Origin of the sequence: Rhodococcus sp. IEGM 1302, from assembly GCF_030056935.1 — a bacterium.
Taxonomy (GTDB): domain Bacteria; phylum Actinomycetota; class Actinomycetes; order Mycobacteriales; family Mycobacteriaceae; genus Rhodococcus_F; species Rhodococcus_F qingshengii.
In genome coordinates, this window is record NZ_JASHKY010000002.1 from 351,471 (window position 1) to 369,093 (window position 17,623).

General features: G+C 61.0%; 16 protein-coding genes, 1 tRNA gene and 1 other RNA gene. 12 read left to right on the plus strand and 6 right to left on the minus strand.

Annotated features, from left to right (window positions below; all coding sequences use genetic code 11):
- Positions 1 to 34: 34 nt before the first annotated feature.
- Entirely contained in the window at positions 35 to 706 is a 672-nt protein-coding gene (locus QM609_RS06350; protein WP_076948704.1) for a response regulator transcription factor, read from the minus strand.
- 134 nt (positions 707 to 840) lie between these two features.
- On the opposite strand from QM609_RS06350, the gene QM609_RS06355 reads away from it, so the two are divergent.
- Positions 841 to 1,149: a DUF6191 domain-containing protein gene (locus QM609_RS06355; RefSeq protein WP_007731580.1), complete on the plus strand. Its 309-nt coding sequence runs from the start codon at positions 841 to 843 to the stop codon at positions 1,147 to 1,149.
- 22 nt (positions 1,150 to 1,171) lie between these two features.
- Here QM609_RS06355 and QM609_RS06360 read toward each other — a convergent pair whose 3' ends face one another.
- From QM609_RS06360 to QM609_RS06370, 3 genes are all read right to left on the minus strand, one after another.
- Positions 1,172 to 1,990 carry a pentapeptide repeat-containing protein gene (locus QM609_RS06360; protein WP_076948705.1) on the minus strand — a complete coding sequence of 273 codons (819 nt, stop codon included), beginning with the start codon at positions 1,988 to 1,990 and terminating at the stop codon, positions 1,172 to 1,174.
- 354 nt (positions 1,991 to 2,344) lie between these two features.
- Positions 2,345 to 3,436: a Fic family protein gene (locus tag QM609_RS06365; protein WP_249343164.1), complete on the minus strand. Its 1,092-nt coding sequence runs from the start codon at positions 3,434 to 3,436 to the stop codon at positions 2,345 to 2,347.
- Between the two features lie 532 nt (positions 3,437 to 3,968).
- A tRNA-Ser gene (locus tag QM609_RS06370) sits at positions 3,969 to 4,056 on the minus strand.
- Positions 4,057 to 4,192: 136 nt separating this feature from the next.
- Here QM609_RS06370 and ffs point away from each other — a divergent pair.
- From ffs to QM609_RS06390, 4 genes are all read left to right on the plus strand, one after another.
- An RNA gene (gene ffs / locus QM609_RS06375) (signal recognition particle sRNA small type) lies at positions 4,193 to 4,292 on the plus strand.
- 41 nt (positions 4,293 to 4,333) lie between these two features.
- Positions 4,334 to 5,626, plus strand: a complete 1,293-nt coding sequence (locus tag QM609_RS06380) for an aspartate aminotransferase type Ic (RefSeq protein ID WP_076948706.1) — start codon at positions 4,334 to 4,336, stop codon at positions 5,624 to 5,626.
- A 98-nt stretch (positions 5,627 to 5,724) separates the two neighbouring features.
- Positions 5,725 to 7,080 (plus strand): glycosyltransferase 87 family protein, encoded by a 1,356-nt coding sequence (locus QM609_RS06385; RefSeq protein ID WP_076948707.1) that lies wholly within the window; start codon positions 5,725 to 5,727, stop codon positions 7,078 to 7,080.
- Between the two features lie 18 nt (positions 7,081 to 7,098).
- Positions 7,099 to 7,680 (plus strand): HhH-GPD-type base excision DNA repair protein, encoded by a 582-nt coding sequence (locus QM609_RS06390; protein ID WP_054188618.1) that lies wholly within the window; start codon positions 7,099 to 7,101, stop codon positions 7,678 to 7,680.
- A gap of 7 nt (positions 7,681 to 7,687) precedes the next feature.
- Here the strand turns inward: QM609_RS06390 and QM609_RS06395 are convergent, their stop codons facing one another.
- Entirely contained in the window at positions 7,688 to 8,596 is a 909-nt protein-coding gene (locus QM609_RS06395) for a LysR family transcriptional regulator (RefSeq protein ID WP_007731572.1), read from the minus strand.
- A gap of 101 nt (positions 8,597 to 8,697) precedes the next feature.
- Here QM609_RS06395 and QM609_RS06400 point away from each other — a divergent pair, with 101 nt between their 5' ends.
- The gene (locus QM609_RS06400; protein ID WP_083745018.1) at positions 8,698 to 9,744 is read left to right on the plus strand and encodes a YeiH family protein; all 1,047 of its coding nucleotides are present in this window, start codon (positions 8,698 to 8,700) and stop codon (positions 9,742 to 9,744) included.
- Here QM609_RS06400 and QM609_RS06405 read toward each other — a convergent pair.
- Positions 9,737 to 10,741: an AraC family transcriptional regulator gene (locus QM609_RS06405; protein WP_076948708.1), complete on the minus strand. Its 1,005-nt coding sequence runs from the start codon at positions 10,739 to 10,741 to the stop codon at positions 9,737 to 9,739. The genes QM609_RS06400 and QM609_RS06405 overlap by 8 nt on opposite strands.
- A gap of 200 nt (positions 10,742 to 10,941) precedes the next feature.
- On the opposite strand from QM609_RS06405, the gene QM609_RS06410 reads away from it, so the two are divergent.
- The 6 genes from QM609_RS06410 (at position 10,942) to QM609_RS06435 (ending at position 17,615) form a co-directional block, all read left to right on the plus strand.
- A complete protein-coding gene (locus QM609_RS06410) occupies positions 10,942 to 11,916 on the plus strand; it encodes a quinone oxidoreductase family protein (protein WP_003943928.1) in 975 nt (324 codons plus the stop codon).
- Positions 11,917 to 11,946: 30 nt separating this feature from the next.
- On the plus strand, positions 11,947 to 12,846 hold the full coding sequence (locus QM609_RS06415) for a TauD/TfdA dioxygenase family protein (RefSeq protein ID WP_007731564.1): 900 nt from the start codon (positions 11,947 to 11,949) through the stop codon (positions 12,844 to 12,846).
- Positions 12,847 to 12,898: 52 nt separating this feature from the next.
- A complete protein-coding gene (locus QM609_RS06420) occupies positions 12,899 to 13,951 on the plus strand; it encodes a beta-keto acid cleavage family enzyme (RefSeq protein ID WP_003943988.1) in 1,053 nt (350 codons plus the stop codon).
- A 97-nt stretch (positions 13,952 to 14,048) separates the two neighbouring features.
- The gene (locus QM609_RS06425; protein WP_007731563.1) at positions 14,049 to 15,410 is read left to right on the plus strand and encodes an MFS transporter; all 1,362 of its coding nucleotides are present in this window, start codon (positions 14,049 to 14,051) and stop codon (positions 15,408 to 15,410) included.
- Entirely contained in the window at positions 15,410 to 16,033 is a 624-nt protein-coding gene (locus tag QM609_RS06430) for an RBBP9/YdeN family alpha/beta hydrolase (protein WP_050656466.1), read from the plus strand. Before QM609_RS06425 ends, QM609_RS06430 begins: the two co-directional genes overlap by 1 nt.
- Positions 16,026 to 17,615: a long-chain-fatty-acid--CoA ligase gene (locus QM609_RS06435; protein ID WP_054188617.1), complete on the plus strand. Its 1,590-nt coding sequence runs from the start codon at positions 16,026 to 16,028 to the stop codon at positions 17,613 to 17,615. The genes QM609_RS06430 and QM609_RS06435 overlap by 8 nt, the downstream gene beginning before the upstream one ends.
- Positions 17,616 to 17,623: the final 8 nt, after the last annotated feature.

The following is a 17,623-nucleotide window of genomic DNA, read 5'->3' on the forward strand; positions in this document are numbered from 1 at the left end:
GAGCTTATCGAGCGGCACCGACACGAAGGCGACTTCAGTCGACCGGGCCGAAGCGGTATCCGAATCCCCTGATGGTTTTGATGTACTTCGGTTTCGCGGGATCGGATTCGAGTTTGGACCGCAGGCTGAGAATGGTTGCATCGACTACACGCGTCCTTTCGTGGTCGGAACCCCACACGTTTCGGATCAGGTGATCACGTGAGTACACGCGCCCAGGCTCGGTCGACAGCTCCAGGAGCACCCGCCATTCTGTCCGGCTGAGGACCAGCAGCTTTCCGCCCATCGTCGCCGTCATCGCACGTCGATCGAGGAGCAGGTCACCGTGACGTTGGTGTTTGCCGGGGGCGGGATGTGCGGTTTCACGAAGGATTGCGGTGACCCGAAGATCGAGCGCGTGAGAATCGATCGGGTTCAGCACAAAGTCCGAGACAGCGCGATGTGGTGCTTCGTCGATGTCCTCGTAGGTATCCACCAGCATCATGATCGGCATCGAACTGCGCAAGCGGATCTGCCGTGCGATCTCGTAGCCGTCGATGTCCGGCAACAGGAGATCGATCACGGCGATATCGAAACTGTCGGTGTCCAGGTCATCGAGTAGGCGGCGCCCGGTGCGGACGAGCTGTATCTGGTGCCCGAAATGTATTAATTCGGTACCAAGCGTCTGGACAAGCTCCGAACGATCGGTAGCTGCAAGTATCAAGCTCACGTGAAATCCTCCCCCCGAAGGTGTTACTAGTCGTAACAGCTTGCATTGTGGCAGATCATCGACCGCGGGACCAGACATAGGGCGGCCGATCGGAAGTCGAGGGGACCGGGGGCGTTCGTCGCTAGACTTCTTTCATGGGCACTCTGTTCGCGTTGACGCTGCCAGGCTTGCTCGTGCTGCTGGTCCTGTTCGCTTTCGCCGAGACTCTCTGGAACCGGCTCACCGGCGGCCGGGCACTGCCGTGGACTCGGGGACGTACGACTCGTCCGGTCTCGGCCGCGGGCTTCGAAGAGGTTGCTGCCCTGTTTCAGGGGTCCAAGCATCATGAATTCGAACAGCGTCAGAGCGCATTGATGCATCGTGAGGACGGAACGGACGGTGACCCGCCGTGGGTGTCTGTCGATCCGGAAGCTAACAAGGTCGTTCTCCGTCGACGGAGTTGACAGTCGCGAACAGTCGTCTGGCTCAGGCCCAGTGGCCGGGGCGGGTCAGTGAATCGGGCAGCGTGGTAGCCGAATCGCCGATCGCCGCGTTGATCTGGAACTGAGTGAGAAAGATACTGCCGCGGAGTTTTGTGCCGCGAATGTCGGTGCCGCGTAAGTCTGCACCGATCAGATCGGCTCGATCGAGTTCGCAGTCGCGGAGGTCTGCACCGATCAGGTAACTCCCGCGAAAGTTGGCCCCACGTAGATCGGAACCACGAAATTTGGCGCCGATGAGGTCTGCGCCGCGGTGGTCGAGTTTTCGACCCTTCTTGGTTGAGATCGGTGAGCGCACAAGGTTACTCGTCTGCAAGAGCAGTGTGTTGACTGCCGCTCGGTGTGCTGAGACGTCGACGGTTTGAATCTGCGAAGGTGTGCCGTTGGTCAGGCTTTCCGTCTCTGCGAGTGCAGCGTCGAGTTCCTTTCGTATCGAGTGGGTTTGCTTCAGCGAGCGGGCTTCGGCGAGATACCAGAGCAGTTCGTGCAACTGGCGTATGACAGGGAAGGTTTCGAACATGTCTGACGCGGTCTCCGGGGCATCACGCCAGCTGACGCCGTCGTAGGTCTGCTGTGAAACCTTCTGTCCCGCACCGAAACAGTCGTAGACGGTGCAACCGGTGAAGCCCTTCTTTCGCAATCCGGTGTGAATGCCGCAACGGAAATCCTGCTGCAGGTTCTTGCAGGGGTCGCCGGCATTCTTGTTGGTCGCGAAGTCGGAGGACTTGGAAAAGGGGAGTGCGACGCAGCACAGACCGAAGCAACTGCTGCAATCTGCGAGCAGATTGGTCTGGCCGGCAATCACGCGTACTCCCGATGGTTGGGTTGGACGGAAAGTCTGTCCTCGGGTTTGTGAGTCTGTCAAACGAAATTGCGTGGTTCGGCAGCAAGAAGTCCAGCGGCTCCGAGGTCGTATCCCGCGCAATTGCGGGGTACCAATCCGGCAGACGTGATTCTGGACCACGCTCGTGAAGTAGGTCGAAAATCGGGTGGACGGCCCAGCTCGCTGCAACCAATCGTCGTGCGGTACCCGGCGGCAGAACCAGTGCGCCGACGAAGACCACAAATGTTGCGGCCACTGCACTCCATTCGCGAGTGGGAATGGAAACGTCGATCGTGCGCCCAATCGCCACCTAGCCCATCTGCGACCTGGCGAAAATCACTCCCCATCCAGATCGAGGAGCGATACCCCCCGTGCCGTGAGCCGGAAGCGCAGCGGTCTCTTCGTAACCGTCTCAATGATCCCGGCATCGTCCAGGCGCTGAAGTCGCGGGCGGGCGAACTGGCTGGATCGACCCACCACCTCGACCAGGGTGTTCAACTTGATGGCGCGGTTCGCCTCGAAGCAGTGGGCCTGACCCAGGGTGAACAGGACTGCGCCGATGTGGTTGCTATCAACCGGCGGCGTCGACTCGCGATCGAGTCCCAAGTTCAGCGGAAATTCCTCATCCTCCACCAGAACGCGGATACGCGCCTCGAGTGTGTCGATCTTATGCCGCCTCTCGGAGAGGTCGAGCAGCAGTCGATGTTGCGCCTCGGCGATGATCTCCAGCATATCGATCAGGTAGGGCGTCAGATCTCCGCGGTTCAATGGATTCTCCGCGTCAGAGAATGCTTTGTAGTAACGATCCTTGTTGTCGGCGACGGTCGCCGACAATGCCAGGCTCGCATACGGAGCCAACACCTGTCGAAGGTCCAGCGCGAGAAGGTAGCGTCCGGTTCGGCCGTTGCCGTCGTAGAACGGGTGCGTGTACTCGAAGATGAAGTGCGCGACCACTGCCCTGATCAGTCGTGGAATCGAGTCGTCGCCCCCCTGGCTCAGCATGAGGGTCAGCGCGTCGTCGATCGCTGACTCGGGTACCACACCGGTGTGCACGACCTTGATTCCTGACGTGATCGATACTGGCCCTTGCCGGAACCGCTTCCCATCGGGGGCGTCCTCGTCGCGAATCTCGCCCCGAGTTACCGCGTCGTAGACGTCTCGGATGTCGTCGAGCGTCTGCGGACTCTCGGCCTGGTCGTTGCCGATATTGAGATAGAGCCGCACCATCTCGGCGAACCGCTTGTTCGCGAGGGGTTGCTCCGCCCACACCATCTCGATTGCCTCGCTGATCTCCTTCCGGGTTGAGCGGACCTGTTCGATCTCGTTCGTTGCCTGGATCTCGTCGATCACCATGCGATGCAGGTAGTGGGTGCGCGCGAGGGCCGGCAGCCCGTTCCACTCAGCCCGGATCTTCGGCTCGAAGCTCATGATCCGTTCGATCAGCGCTGCGACTTCGGGTGTCATCAGTGCGAACGTCGAGTGTTCGCCGATCAGTAGGTCCCAGTGGACGGCGGCGGGAGAATCGCGTCGCGCTCGCTCCTCAGCATCGGCACCAGCACGATCTCGTTGGTGAAAGATCGATTTCAACGTCCTGTACGCCATCTGGTCTCTCCCTGTATCCACGCTATATTGCCGCCTTGCTTTCCATGCCTATCTTATCCAGAATGGGATCTGGATAAATAAGACTTGCGGCGCGGGTGTCATTTCATGACCAACGCGGGCTGCAGGAGCAGATGTGGCCATAGCTTCCCGAATCGGGTTCGGGCCATCGGCGGGCCACTCGAAATCACGCAGCAGCATTCCGATTCGGCGCGCTGCGGGATCGAAACCACCACGAGTCGGCAGACCGTCTGAGCTCGCAGAACATCGAGCTGAACCGAGACCCTGTTGCATTACTCGTTGCATGAGGACAGAAAAGAACCCCTGTGAACCGCTTCTCAGCAGTTCACAGGGGTTCCTTTGGCGGAGGATAGGGGATTTGAACCCCTGAGGGCGTTAACCCAACCCGCGTTCCAGGCGAGCGCCATAGGCCACTAGGCGAATCCTCCGTGGAGCAGCATACCCAATTGCGGGCGCGAAGCGTTAAACGGGTACCTGACCTGCGAAGAACCGGTGGAACTCGAGGTTTGCATCTCGGCCCCGGTAGGTGGTGTGCAGCGGCCGGAGAAAGCCGTCTACACTGTTCATTGGATCCCGCGCGGCGCGCATCCTGTGAACTCCCCCAGGGCCGGAAGGCAGCAAGGGTCAACGGGCTCTGCCGGGTGCGCGGGGTCCTCTATTTTTTCACATACCCGACCCCGCCTCGTCGGTGAAAGGCCGCTCCGGATGCCTATCCAAACCCAGATCGGGTTGATGAGCCATGAAGAACTCACCTCCGAGCATGAGAGCCAGAGCGCGAAGTACACGCAGCTCCAGGCGCAGAAGCTCGCACTCGATCTGACCCGCGGTAAGCCTTCCCCGGAACAACTCGACCTTTCCGCAGAGCTGCTGACGCTGCCCGGCGACGGTGATTTCCGTGACGGAAGCGGCACCGACTGCCGTAACTACGGCGGACTCACCGGTCTGCCGGAACTGCGCGCCATCTTCGGTGAGCTGCTGGATATCCCCGTTGCGAACCTTCTCGCCGGAAACAACGCGAGCCTCGAGATCATGCACGACAACGTGGTGTTCTCACTGCTGCACGGCACTCCGGATTCGGCCCGGCCGTGGGCACAGGAAGAGAAGATCAAGTTTCTCTGCCCCGCACCGGGCTACGACCGCCACTTCGCGATCACCGAGTCCCTCGGCATCGAGATGATCGCGGTGCCGATGAACCACGACGGCCCGGATGTCGTCAAGATCGCCGAACTTGTTGCGTCAGATCCGCAGATCAAGGGCATGTGGGCGGTTCCGGTTTACGCGAACCCCACGGGTGCCGTGTACTCCGAAGAAATTGTCCGTACGCTCGCGTCGATGCCGACGGCCGCGCCCGACTTCCGCCTGTACTGGGACAACGCGTACGCCGTACATCCGCTTGTCGGCGAGACTGCGCCTTCCTACGACATTCTCTCGATGGCAGCGGAGGCCGGACACCCCAACCGTCCGCTCGTGTTCGCGTCGACGTCCAAGATCACTTTCGCCGGCGCTGGTGTGAGCTTCTTCGGTAGCTCGGCGGAAAACCTTGCCTGGTACCAGAAGTTCCTGGGCAAGAAGAGCATCGGACCGGACAAGGTCAATCAGCTTCGCCACCTGCGTTTCTTCGGCAATGCCGACGGCGTTCGTGCGCACATGGAGAAGCATCGCGCGTTCCTCGCGCCCAAGTTCGAGCTCGTACTGCGGATCCTCGAGGATCGTCTCGGTGCATCGAAGGTCGCGTCTTGGACCGAGCCGAAGGGCGGATACTTCATCAGCCTCGACGTGGTCGACGGCACGGCCAAGCGGGTCATCGAACTGGCGAAGAACGCGGGTATCGCGCTCACCGCTGCCGGGTCGGCTTTCCCGTACAGCACGGATCCGGATGACCGGAACATCCGGTTGGCCCCGAGCTTCCCGTCCAAGGCTGAACTCGAAGTTGCCATGGACGGCGTGGCTACGTGTGTTCTGCTCGCAGCTACCGAATCGCGTCTCTCCGAGATCTGAGTTCTCGAAGCGGCGTGCCCGGTCGGTACTTTTCGGTCTTGTCTTGTACCGTTCGGAGCATCAATTCCCGACATAGGGTGTGAATCCCGGAGGTTGTAGTGACGGGCGCGATCAACGCTTCGGATGGGCCTTCTTTCGAGGCGCACACCGCGAACTCGGAGTCGGTCGTCGAAGCTGACATACCGCGACGCACCCTCCGTGTCGGTGTTCTCGGATTCTCTGTACTCGGTGTTCTGGCAGTCGCGTCCGTGCTGATGGTACTTTTCGCCGTGCCGATGAATACGCGGTACTGGGGCATCTTCGAAAATTTCCTCGATCTCGACGTCTACCGCCACGGCGGCAGCGTTGTGGTTCAGGGCCTTCCGTTGTACGACGGGCCAGTCCTGGAAGGGATGATGTTCACATACACCCCGTTTGCGGCTTTGCTGTTCACGGTGTGGGCGGTGCTCTCGTTCAAACAGGCGATTGTCGTGTGGACGGGTTTGAACATCGCTGCGCTGTTCGCAGTGATCGTGTTGTGCTGGAAGTACCTCGGTTATCGGCTCGACGTGAAGGCGTACGCCGTCAGTGCGTTGGCCACCACGATCTTTCTGTTCATGGAACCGATACGTACGACGCTCTGGCTCGGGCAGATCAACATCTTCCTGCTGCTCTTGATCGTGTGGGACCTCGGTCGGGACGAGAAGAGTCGGCTCCGAGGAATCGGGGCAGGCATCGCCGCCGGCGTGAAGCTCACTCCGGCCTTCTTCTGGGCGTACCTCTTCATCACTCGTCAATGGCGTGCGTTGGTGACGGCCGTCGTGACGTTCGCTGCGACCGTTGCGATCGGCTTCGTCGTGATCTACAACGATGCGTACAAGTACTGGACCGGCACTCTTGTCGACAGCGAACGCGTCGGACCGACGGACGCTCCGAGCAACCAGTCCGTGTCCGGTCTGATCGCTCAGCTCACTCACACTCCGACGCCGTCGCGGGTCCTGGTCCTAGTCTTCAGTGCGCTGGCGGTATGCCTCGGACTCGGTGCCGCGTGGATTGCTCACCGGCACGGCCAGAAATTGCTCGGCCTCACCATGACGGGGTTGACTGCGACCACTGTCTCGCCGTTCTCGTGGGGCCATCACTGGGTGTGGTTCGTCCCGCTGGTCGTCCTCGCCGCGCACTACGCGATGGTGTCGAAGAAGCGCTGGGCGTGGGTGGCGCCGTTCGTTTTCCTGCTCCCGGTCTTGAACTGGTCTCACACCTGGTGGGACCCGTCGGTCATTCCGGGTACGGATCGCTTCATCGGAATGGGCCTGTTCATGTTCGTGCCGCCCGAGTATCTGCGGATTCCGACCGTCGGCGTCTACCTCTGGGTCTTCACGCTTGCCGCGGTCTCGACGGTGGTTCTGTTCGGCTGGAAGAAGTGGAAGATTCCGGCCCCGGATGCGTCGGCGCCGGTCACAACTGCCGCCTGACGTGGCAGTATCGGACTCATGGCACTTCAACTGAACCTTGTCGGTGACCCCGAAGCTGATGCTCTCCTCGCCGAGGACCCGTTGGCGTTGTTGATCGGAATGCTTCTCGATCAACAGGTTCCGATGGAAACGGCCTTCCTCGGTCCGAAGAAGCTGGCGGATCGGCTCAGCGGTATCGACGTCAGGCGTATCGCCGACATGGACACCGACGAGTTCATCGCCGTCTGTGCCGAGCCTCCGGCTGTGCACCGATTCCCCAAGTCGATGGGCGAGCGTATCCAGCTCATGTGCCAGTTCATCGTCGAGAACTACGACGGCGACACCGGCGCGATCTGGACTTCGGGAAATCCCGACGGCAAGGAAGTGCTGAAGCGGCTCAAAGCCCTACCCGGTTACGGGGATCAGAAAGCCCGGATCTTCCTGGCGTTGCTCGGAAAACAGATCGGCGTCGAGCCGAAAGGTTGGCGCCAAGCGGCCGGCGACTACGGGCTCGAAGGTTCGAGGCGCTCGATTGCAGACGTGGTCGACGAACAGTCTTTGCTCGAGGTCCGCGAGTTCAAGAAGGCCGCAAAGGCAGCAGCGAAGGCCGACAAGAAGTAAGCCGCTTTCAGGATTTCCGGGACCCGCTCGCACGCACTACTTTCATCAGGTCTCCTGCGGGACCCTCGAGCTGACGCGGGGGACGCCACACTGCGCGCAGGGATCGGTCGAGTTCCAAGCCTTCGACGGCTACCACCCGAAGTTCTCCCTGCTTCACCTGGTCCTCGACGGCCAGCGTGCTCAGTACCGCCGGGCCGACGCCACCGAGCACGCTGGTTCGAATCGCGGCCGAACTACCCAGTTCCAACAACGGTGCACCGCGCTCGTATTCGTGTAACGCCAGGTCGAGAGTCGTTCTGGTTCCCGATCCGGGCTCGCGCACCAGCAGCGGCGTCGCTGCCAGTTCGGCGACGGTCAGCGGCTTTCGTCGACGCGCCCATGGATGATCCGGATGAACGACCACGACCAGCGAGTCACGCGCGACGGTGACGCTGGACAGGCTCTTCGGAACGGTCGGTGACTCGACGAATCCGAGGTCGCACATTCCCACCTCGACAGCCTCGAGGACGCGGGTCGAGTTGTAGACCTGAAGGTGGACGGTGACACCAGGATGTAGTGACCGAAAGATACCGAGCCAGGCCGGAATCAGATGTTCGGCGACGGTCATGCTGGCACACACGGTCAATTCCGCGGATCGTTCGGTCCGCATCCCTTCGGCGACGTCGAGAAGCTGCCTCGAGTTGGCGAGGACGCGGCGCGCCCAGTGGACGATGACGGTCCCCTGCGGAGTCAAAGCCGCCCCCGTCGACCTTCGGTGTATGAGTGGCATCCCGAGCTGCCGCTCGAGGGCTTTGACGGCGCGGCTGGCATTCGGCTGCGCAATGTTTGCTGAACGGCTTGCCGCACTGAGACTTCCGTGATCATCGATGCCGATGAGTAGCTCGAGAGTGGTGAGGTCGGGCCACCGTCTGGTCATGCAAACAGGCTATACCGAACTTCACGTTCATATCGATTTGATATGCCGTGATGGTAGAAATGGCCCTACCGGAGCGATGGTGGCTCAAGGACGCTGGATGAGTGAACCGTGATGTGAAGTCCGTGGCCGAGAAACCCGCAGTCGCACCTTCGTCAGAAGTACGACGGTGGTCCAGTGTGGCTGCATTGGTGCCCGGAGTTGCGTTGTGCGCCTTGGGGGCCACGGTCGCGCTGATAGCCGGTCAGTTCACCTCCGCCGTGAGTCCGTTGCTGATTGCGATCGTGGCGGGTGCGGTGTTGGCGAATACCGTCTCTTTGCCGGCGAAATTCCAACCTGGCCTGGCATTCTCGGCGAAACGGCTACTTCGGGTGGGTATCGCTCTGCTCGGGCTGCAATTGATGTTCTCCGACATCGTCGGTTTGGGCTGGGGAGTGATCGCCGTTGTGGTGGCGATTGTGTTCCTCGGTATCGCCGGGACCATGTATGCCGGAAAACTTCTCGGATTGAGTTGGTCGCAGAGAATTCTGATTGCCTGCGGCTTCTCGATCTGTGGCGCTGCCGCCGTGGCTGCTGCGGACGGTGTGGTGAATGCGCGAGAGGAAGAGTTGCTCACCGCTGTTGCGTTGGTGGTGATCTTCGGAACTCTGATGATTCCGACAATCCCACTGTTGGCCAACGCTTTCGGTATGAACGAGGTCGGTGCAGGCATGTGGGCCGGTGGGTCGATCCACGAAGTGGCGCAAGTGGTGGCTGCCGGCAGCGCTCTCGGCGCCACCGCGTTGGGTGTCGCGACCGTGGCGAAACTTGCGCGCGTGTTGATGTTGGCGCCGGTCATGGCGTTTCTGAGTATCCGGCAACGCAGGATGGTCGACAGCACTGCCGCCAAGCGTCCCCCGCTGATTCCGTTGTTCGTCGTGGCATTCATCGGCTGCATGGGCTTGCGCTCCACGGGCATCTTGCCGGATGAGCTTCTGGGGCTGGCGAAGACGGTGCAGACGGCGCTGTTGGCGGCCGCGATGTTCGCACTCGGGCTGGGGGTGCGGTTGAGCGTCATTCGTGGAGTTGGCGCCCGGCCATTCGTGCTGGCCGCGATTTCCACTGTGTGGGTGGCAACGATCGCCTACGTCGGAGTCGTGCTGGTCAGCTGATCGAGCGCTGAGTCCGCCACGCGCTCGGGCTCATCGAGAACTGAGTGCGAAACCAGCGCGAGAAACTACCCTGCGTCGAAAACCCGAGGTGCACAGCCACTTCGGTCAACGAATAGCGAGGGTTGGCGACAAATCGTTCCGCGAGGGAGCTTCGAACCGAATTGAGAACGGCCGTGAACGTATCTCCGGATTCGGCGAGATGACGGTGCAGTGTCCGCCGGTCGAATCCGAGACTGCGTGCCACCTGCTCGACAGAGCAGCGGCCGGTCGGAAGCAGAACTTCGATCAATTCCTTGGTGCGGCTGAGGGTATCGGAGGTTTCCGAGGCGGGAAGCGAGTCGAGGAACTGGCGAGCGTACGGCCGGAGTAACTCGTCGGAAAGTTGGTTAGCCGCATCCAGGTCGGCGGCGAAGAAAACGATACCGGTGAACTCGTGATCGAATTCCACCGTCTCGCCGAGGATTCGCCGATGCGTGCTCGTGTCTTTCGGGGCATTGTGCGTGAATCCCACGCTGACCGGTTGCCATCGAGAACCCAGGAAACTCCGCAGGATCTGCAGTGTCGCGCCGACTGCGAGTTCGACGCTCTGTCTGGTGTCGACCGGTTCGCCGACCTCGAGCGAGATTCGCAGGGTGGCGAGTCCGTTGACCTCGTTCAATCGAATGCGTAATGACTCGTTGTACGTGTGCTCGTATCGCATCAATACGTCGAGCGCGCTCCTGACGTCTGGTTCTTCCCTGATGACCAAGCTGAGGGGACCGAGATTGGACAGTCGACGCAGGCCGGCGAGTAGAAGCCCGAAGTCTTCGTGTCCGGACTCCGCTGCCGATCGCTCCAGGAGCGATGCGATGGAGGCGGCCGGTACCCATTGGTCGGGGTTCGCCAGGCTTGCCGGGCTCAGGCCGACACTTCTCATGAGGGCCACAGCGTCCACGTCCACTGTTCGGCACAGGTCGACGTATCGGTTCAGTGACGCGTAGCGGGCGAGTGGCTTCATGGGGCCCCCTTTACTCGATGTCCCGAAATGTTGTGTTGTGTGTCTCGTCAAGTTAAGCATGTGAGCCGGATCTCACATAGTTTTGTTCACATCAGTTCGGCACGACCACGAAGCCGAGCACCGACTTCTGGAAGTTGTTGCGTACGAATACAGCTCGACCGTAATCGAGTCGAGCCCGCCCACAGAATTGGAGAGCATTGATGGCAAACGCCATTCGGTTCCACGAGATCGGCACACCGTCCGTCATGCGTTGGGAAGAGATCGAGGTAGGACGACCGGGCGCCGGAGAGGTTCGGGTTCGTCATGAAGCGGTGGGGTTGAACTTCGCCGACACCTACTTTCGAAGTGGCCTCTATCCTGCGCAATTGCCTGCCGGGATGGGCGTCGAGGGCGCCGGTGTGGTCGAAGAGATCGGCGAGGGAGTAGTCGATTTTGCAGTGGGGGACCGTGTGACCTACACCGGCAGTCCGCTGGGTGCGTACGCCACCGAGCGGATCATGGCGTCGTCCGACCTGATCGCGCTACCCGACGGCATCGCCTTCGACACCGCGGCCGCCATGACCATGCGAGGACTGACTGCCGCCTACCTTCTGCGTCGCATCTACCCGTTGAAAGCGGGAGACACCGTGTTGCTACATGCTGCGGCGGGCGGGGTTGGACTGATCTTCACCCAGTGGGCAAAACTGTTGGGAATCAAAGTGATCGGAACGGTGTCGAGCGACGAGAAGGCGAGCGTTGCCCGAGCTCACGGTTGCGATGAAGTCGTCATCTACACCCGCGAGGACGTCGTCGCGCGTGTCAAGGAGATCACCGGGGGCGTCGGCGTGCCGGTTGTCTACGACAGTATCGGGCAATCCACGTTCGACATCTCTCTCGATTGCCTTGCCAGGCGGGGGCTGCTGGTGTGCTTCGGAACGGCGTCCGGACCGACTCCGCCGATTCAGGCAATGCAGTTGGCAGTCAAGGGATCACTCTTCCTCACACGTCCGGCTCTCGCCGATTACATCGCGGATCCCGAAGAACGTGCCGAACTGGCGGGCGAACTGTTCTCACACGTCGAGTCCGGGCGAATCAAGATCGAGATCAACCAGCGGTACCCCCTCGAAGATGCGGTGCGTGCGCACCACGACATGGAGTCCGGTCGCAGTATCGGTTCCTCCGTCTTCTCCGTCTGAACCGAAACAGCACTTCCCAGAGGAATTGTCATGACCAACACCGCAACGCTCACAGAAAACCTTCCCTCGTCGAGGAATACGATCCGCGTCGAGAAATTGACCTGTTCGATCGGGGCAGAGTTGTCCGGGGTGGATCTCGGCGAGGTCGCGCGAGATGATGCACTCTTCGCCGAAATCAAGGCATTGTTGCTCGAACACAAGGTTCTGTTCTTTCGCGACCAGACCTTCTCCAAAGCCGAGCACGTAGAACTTGCCCAGCGATTCGGTGAACTCGAGGATCATCCGGCTCTGGGCAGCGACCCCGACCACCCGGGCCTGGTCCGCATCTACAAGGATCTGGACAGCCCGCCGGAGCATTTCGAGAATGCATATCACTGCGACGCCACCTGGCGCGTTAACCCGCCCATGGGATGTGTATTGCGTTGTGTGGAAACACCTCCTGTCGGCGGCGACACGATTTGGGTGAACATGGCACTCGCCTACGAAAATCTGCCGGCGCGGGTCAAGGAGCAGATCAAGGATCTGCGTGCCAGGCACAGTATCGAGTCGACCTTCGGCGCTCGGATGCCGATCGAACAGCGGCACCAGCTGAAGGAACGCTTTCCCGACGCCGAACATCCCGTGGTACGAACACATCCGGAGACCGGCGAGAAGATTCTCTTCGTCAATTCGTTCGCCACACACCTCGTGAACTATCACACGCCCGAGAACGTCCGCTATGGAATCGATTACGCCCCCGGCGCCGGGAATCTGCTCACTTACCTGGCGAGCCAGGCTCAGATTCCCGAGTACCAGGTTCGGTGGCGTTGGACCGAAAACAGCGTCGCGATCTGGGACAACCGATCGACACAGCATTACGCGGTGCAGGACTACTGGCCCGCGGTTCGAAAGATGGAGCGCGCCGGAATCATCGGCGACGCACCGTTCTGATCTCTCTTCCCAGCCCCGAAGATAAATTCATTCACTCGATCGGAGTCACGCTATGCATTTCCACGACGATTCACTGTTCCCCGAAACCCAGGACAAGCTTGTCATCACCGTTGCTCCCTACGGACCGGAGTGGGAGCCGGACGATTTTGCAGAAGACCTCCCTCTGTCGATGGACGAGCACGTCCAGCAAGCCGTCGACTGTTTCAACGCCGGTGCCACAGTTCTCCACATCCACGTGCGTGAACTCGACGGCAAGGGCTCGAAGCGTCTGTCGAAGTTCAACGAGCTTCTCGGTCGCTTGCGTGAGGCCGTTCCCGAGATGATTCTGCAGGTCGGCGGGTCGATTTCGTTTGCCCCGGAGGGGGAAGGTGCCGATGCGAAGTGGTTGTCCGACGACGTGCGTCACATGCTGGCGGAATTGGAGCCGGCTCCCGATCAGGTGACGATCGCGATCAATACCAGCCAGATGAACATCATGGAACTGATGACCGACGACGACATCGCGGGTACGTCGATGCAGCGTCCGGAATTGGCCGATACGTATCGGGAAATGACTGTGCCCGCCGGTCCGGAGTGGGTGGCAGAGCACCTGCGCCGGTTGCAGGCCGCCGGAATCCAGCCGCATTTCCAGTTGTCCAGTATTCCGCAGCTCGAAACGGTGGAGCGGTTGATCCGACGCGGCATCTACACGGGTCCGGTCAACCTCACGTGGGTCGCAATCGGCGGCGGCTTCGACGGACCCAACCCGTACAACATGATGAACTTCGTCCAGCGTGTTCCCGACGGTGCGTGCCTGACGCTGGAAACGCTGATGCGTAGCGTCCTGCCGGTGAACACGATGGCCATCGCGATGGGCTTGCACGCTCGCTGCGGCAACGAGGACACCATCTGGGGCCGCAAGGGCGAGAAGATGACGTCGGTGCAGCAGATCGAGCAGTTGGTGCGCATTGCAGGCGAATTGGGCCGCGAGGTGGCTACCGCGAAGGAAGCTCGGGACATCTACCGGATCGGCGAGACGTATGCCGACACCGACGAGACGTTGGCGAAGCTGGGTTACGCGCCCAACCGCCGGATCGGCCAGCTGGGATTCACGCAGCACGCCTGAGTTCACACCCTCTCGTACAACAGTTCCGGGGGTACGAACCGCGACGGTTCGTACCCCCGAATCCCCCCGTCTACCTCGAGTACTTCCTAGGAGAGTCATGGGACTGCAAGCTCCCGCCACGCCACGTGTGGACACCGCGCTCGGAATCGGCGGACGACGAAAGTTATACCCGTGGATCGTTTTCGCCCTGGCTTTCGGTCTTCTGCTCTCGGACTACATGTCGAGGCAGGTGCTCAGTGCAGTCTTCCCGATCCTGAAAGCGGACTGGGATCTCTCCGATTCGCACCTCGCCTCCCTGAGCAGCGTGGTGGCATTGATGGTCGGGCTGTTGACGTTCCCGTTGTCGCTGCTCGCGGACCGCTGGGGCCGCGTCAAGAGCTTGATCTTGATGGCGGTGTTGTGGAGTGTCGCGACGTTGCTGTGCGCAATCGCTCAGACCTACGAACAGATGTTGGGCGCCCGGTTCCTGGTCGGTGTCGGTGAAGCGGCGTACGGCAGCGTGGGTATCGCCGTGGTCCTCAGTGTGTTTGCGCCCCGCGTGCACGCAGCTCTTGCAGGTGCCTTCATGGCCGGTGGATCGTTCGGTTCGGTCATCGGTGTGGCAATCGGTGGGTTCATCGCAGTCCAGTTCAGTTGGCGGTGGTCTTTTGCCGCCATGGCAATCTTCGGTCTGATTCTGGTCGCGCTCTTCCGTGCCCTCGTCACCGAGAAGAAGCTCACCGCTTACGCCGTCGAGGCCGCGCCGGATGCCGCCGGGGAAGCGGTGAGACACGACGGTTTTCGTGCGCCGGTGTCCTCGCTGTTCACCAATCCAGCCGTGTTGTTCGCCTACATCGGTGGTGGTCTCCAGATGTTCACCGCCGCAGTACTTCTGGCGTGGTTGCCGAGCTTCTTCAATCGTTACTACGATCTGGCCCCGGACAAGGCCGGCGTCACGGCTTCCGTGTTCGTCCTCCTGGTCGGAAGCGGGATGGTGGTCTGCGGTTTCATCACAGATAGATTCAGCCGCGACGATTCGGCGCGAAAATGGACCACCGCCATCGTCTACTGCGCCATCTCGTTGGTGACGCTGAGCATCGGGCTCCGGTTGGGCACGGGGACAGCACAACTCGTGTTGCTCGGTATCGGTGCATTCTTCTCCGCCGGTTCGTCGGGGCCGACGGCAGCGATGGTCGCGAACCTTACCCATCACTCGATTCGAGCGTCGGCCATGGGAACGCTCACCGTCGCCAACAACCTTCTCGGGCTGGCGCTCGGTCCCTTCGTTGTCGGCATCCTCGCCGATCACCTGGGTCTTCTCGGCGCTCTACAGCTTTCGCCCTTCGTCTATGTCGTCGCGGCCCTCGCGTTGGTAGCCGGCAAGCGTGCCTATCCCGCCGGGATGAGGCGGCTGGCGACGTTGCAGAATCGGCCCGAGATCCCCGGCGCCACTGAAGTAACAGACGTTCGGAGCTCATGATGAATGAATCAACTACGGTAGTAATGGTTCCCGGTCTGCGGGATCATGTCGAAGATCATTGGCAGACTCACCTCGCGCGCAGGCTCGACAACGTTCTGACGGTTCCTCCCCTCGAGACCGACAAGCTCAGCCGCGATGCGCGGGTTGCGGCATTGAACGAGGTGCTGACAAGTGTCTGCGGGCCGGTGGTCCTGGTCGGGCACAGCGCCGGAGTCATGACAGTTGCTCACTGGGCGAGAGCGCATCATCGAGAGGTTGCGGGCGCACTTCTGGTCACGCCGGCGGATCTCGAACTTCCGCTGCCCGAGTCCTATCCGTCTCTCGAAGATCTCGACCGTCACGGGTGGCTACCGATACCGCGTCAGCGTCTGCCGTTTCCAAGCACGGTCGCGGCGAGTCGGAACGATCCGCTCGCCGGGTATCGCCGAGTTGTGGGTCTGGCTGAAGGATGGGGGAGTCGGTTGCTGGATCTGGGTGAGGTCGGACATCTCAATCCGGCGTCCGGATACGGGTATTGGCCGCGGGCGGAATCGTTGGTGCGGGAACTGCTCGAGTCGGTGTCGCGCGCTGCCTCGTCTCATGCCACGGATTCCGATGCGCAGGAGGAACACAGTCATGCTTGATCTTGCTGCTCTGCTGGAAGACTCGGCCCGGCGGTACCCGGAACGGGATGCGCTGGTTCTCGGGGAAGCGAGGCTGACGTATGCGCAGTTCGACGCCTACGCGAATCGCATCGCCCATGTGCTCGTCTCGCGGGGTGTCGAGCCAGGTGACAAGGTGGCGTTGTCCTGCCCGAACGTTCTCGAGTTCCCGATCGTCTACTACGGCATTCTCAAGGCCGGCGGCGTCGTCGTTCCTCTGAACATTCTGCTCAAAGGGCGCGAAATCGCCTATCACCTGGCTGATTCGGAAGCAAAGCTGTACTTCTGTTTCGAGGGAAGTCCCGAATTGCCGATCGCTGAGTACGCCATCGCCGGGTTCGAGCAGAGCGAGACCTGTTCGGCCCTGATCGTGATCAGCGCCGAGTCGGGTGCACCGTCGTCGAGCCTCGGAGTCGAGACTCTAGGCGAAGCACTGGCATCCGTGTCCGGCACGGAAACGCCTGCAGCCGCGGTTGTTCGTGAACCGACGGACACCGCGGTCATTCTCTACACCAGCGGCACGACCGGAAAGCCCAAGGGCGCTGAACTCACTCACTGCAACATGGTCTTGAATGCACTGTCGACCAACCGGTTGTTCGAGAGCGTTCCGTCCATGCATGAGCGTTATCTCCTGACTTTGCCGTTGTTCCACTCGTTCGGCCAGACAGTGACCATGAATGCGGGAATCTGCGTCGGTGCCACCTTGGTGTTGATGCCGCGCTTCGATGCGACCGCGGCACTCGAGATCATGGAACGCGAAAAGATCTCGGTCTTCGCGGGCGTCCCGACCATGTATTGGGGACTGCTCGGCGTGCTGGAGGAGGTAGTGAAATCCGGGGTGGATATCGAGACCGTCGCACAGAACATGCGGTGCGCGATCTCCGGTGGTGCAGCGCTTCCCGTCGAAATCTTGACACAGTTCAGGGAACGCTTCGGTGTTCAGATCCTCGAAGGGTACGGGTTGTCCGAGACCTCTCCGCTGGCCTTGTTCAGTGACCCGGAGAGCGACCCCCGGCCCGGTTCGATCGGCGTGCCGATCTGGGGCGTCGAAGCGCGGCTTGTCGACGACTCTTGGCACACGATCGCCGGCCCCGATGAAGTGGGTGAGTTGGCCATTCGCGGGCACAACGTCATGAAGGGCTATTTCAACCGACCAGAGGCGACGGCGGAAGCCATGCGCGACGGTTGGTTTCGCACCGGGGATTTGGCACGGGTCGATACCGACGGAAATTACTACATCGTCGATCGCGCGAAGGACATGATCGTGCGGGGCGGATTCAACGTCTACCCACGCGAAATCGAAGAGGTTCTGCTCACTCACCCAGCCGTCTCACTCGTCGCCGTCGTCGGGGTGCCGGACTCGAGCCTCGGCGAAGAAGTTGTCGCGTTCGTGATCCGAGAGCCGAGTGAAGAGATCTCCGAATCGGATCTCGTGGAATGGTCGCGGGAACAGATGGCCGCCTACAAATATCCGCGTCGCATCGAGTTCGTGCCGTCGCTGCCGATGACGGCAACCGGAAAGATTCTCAAACGTGAACTGAATCAAGCATTTTCGATGGTCTGAGGAGATCG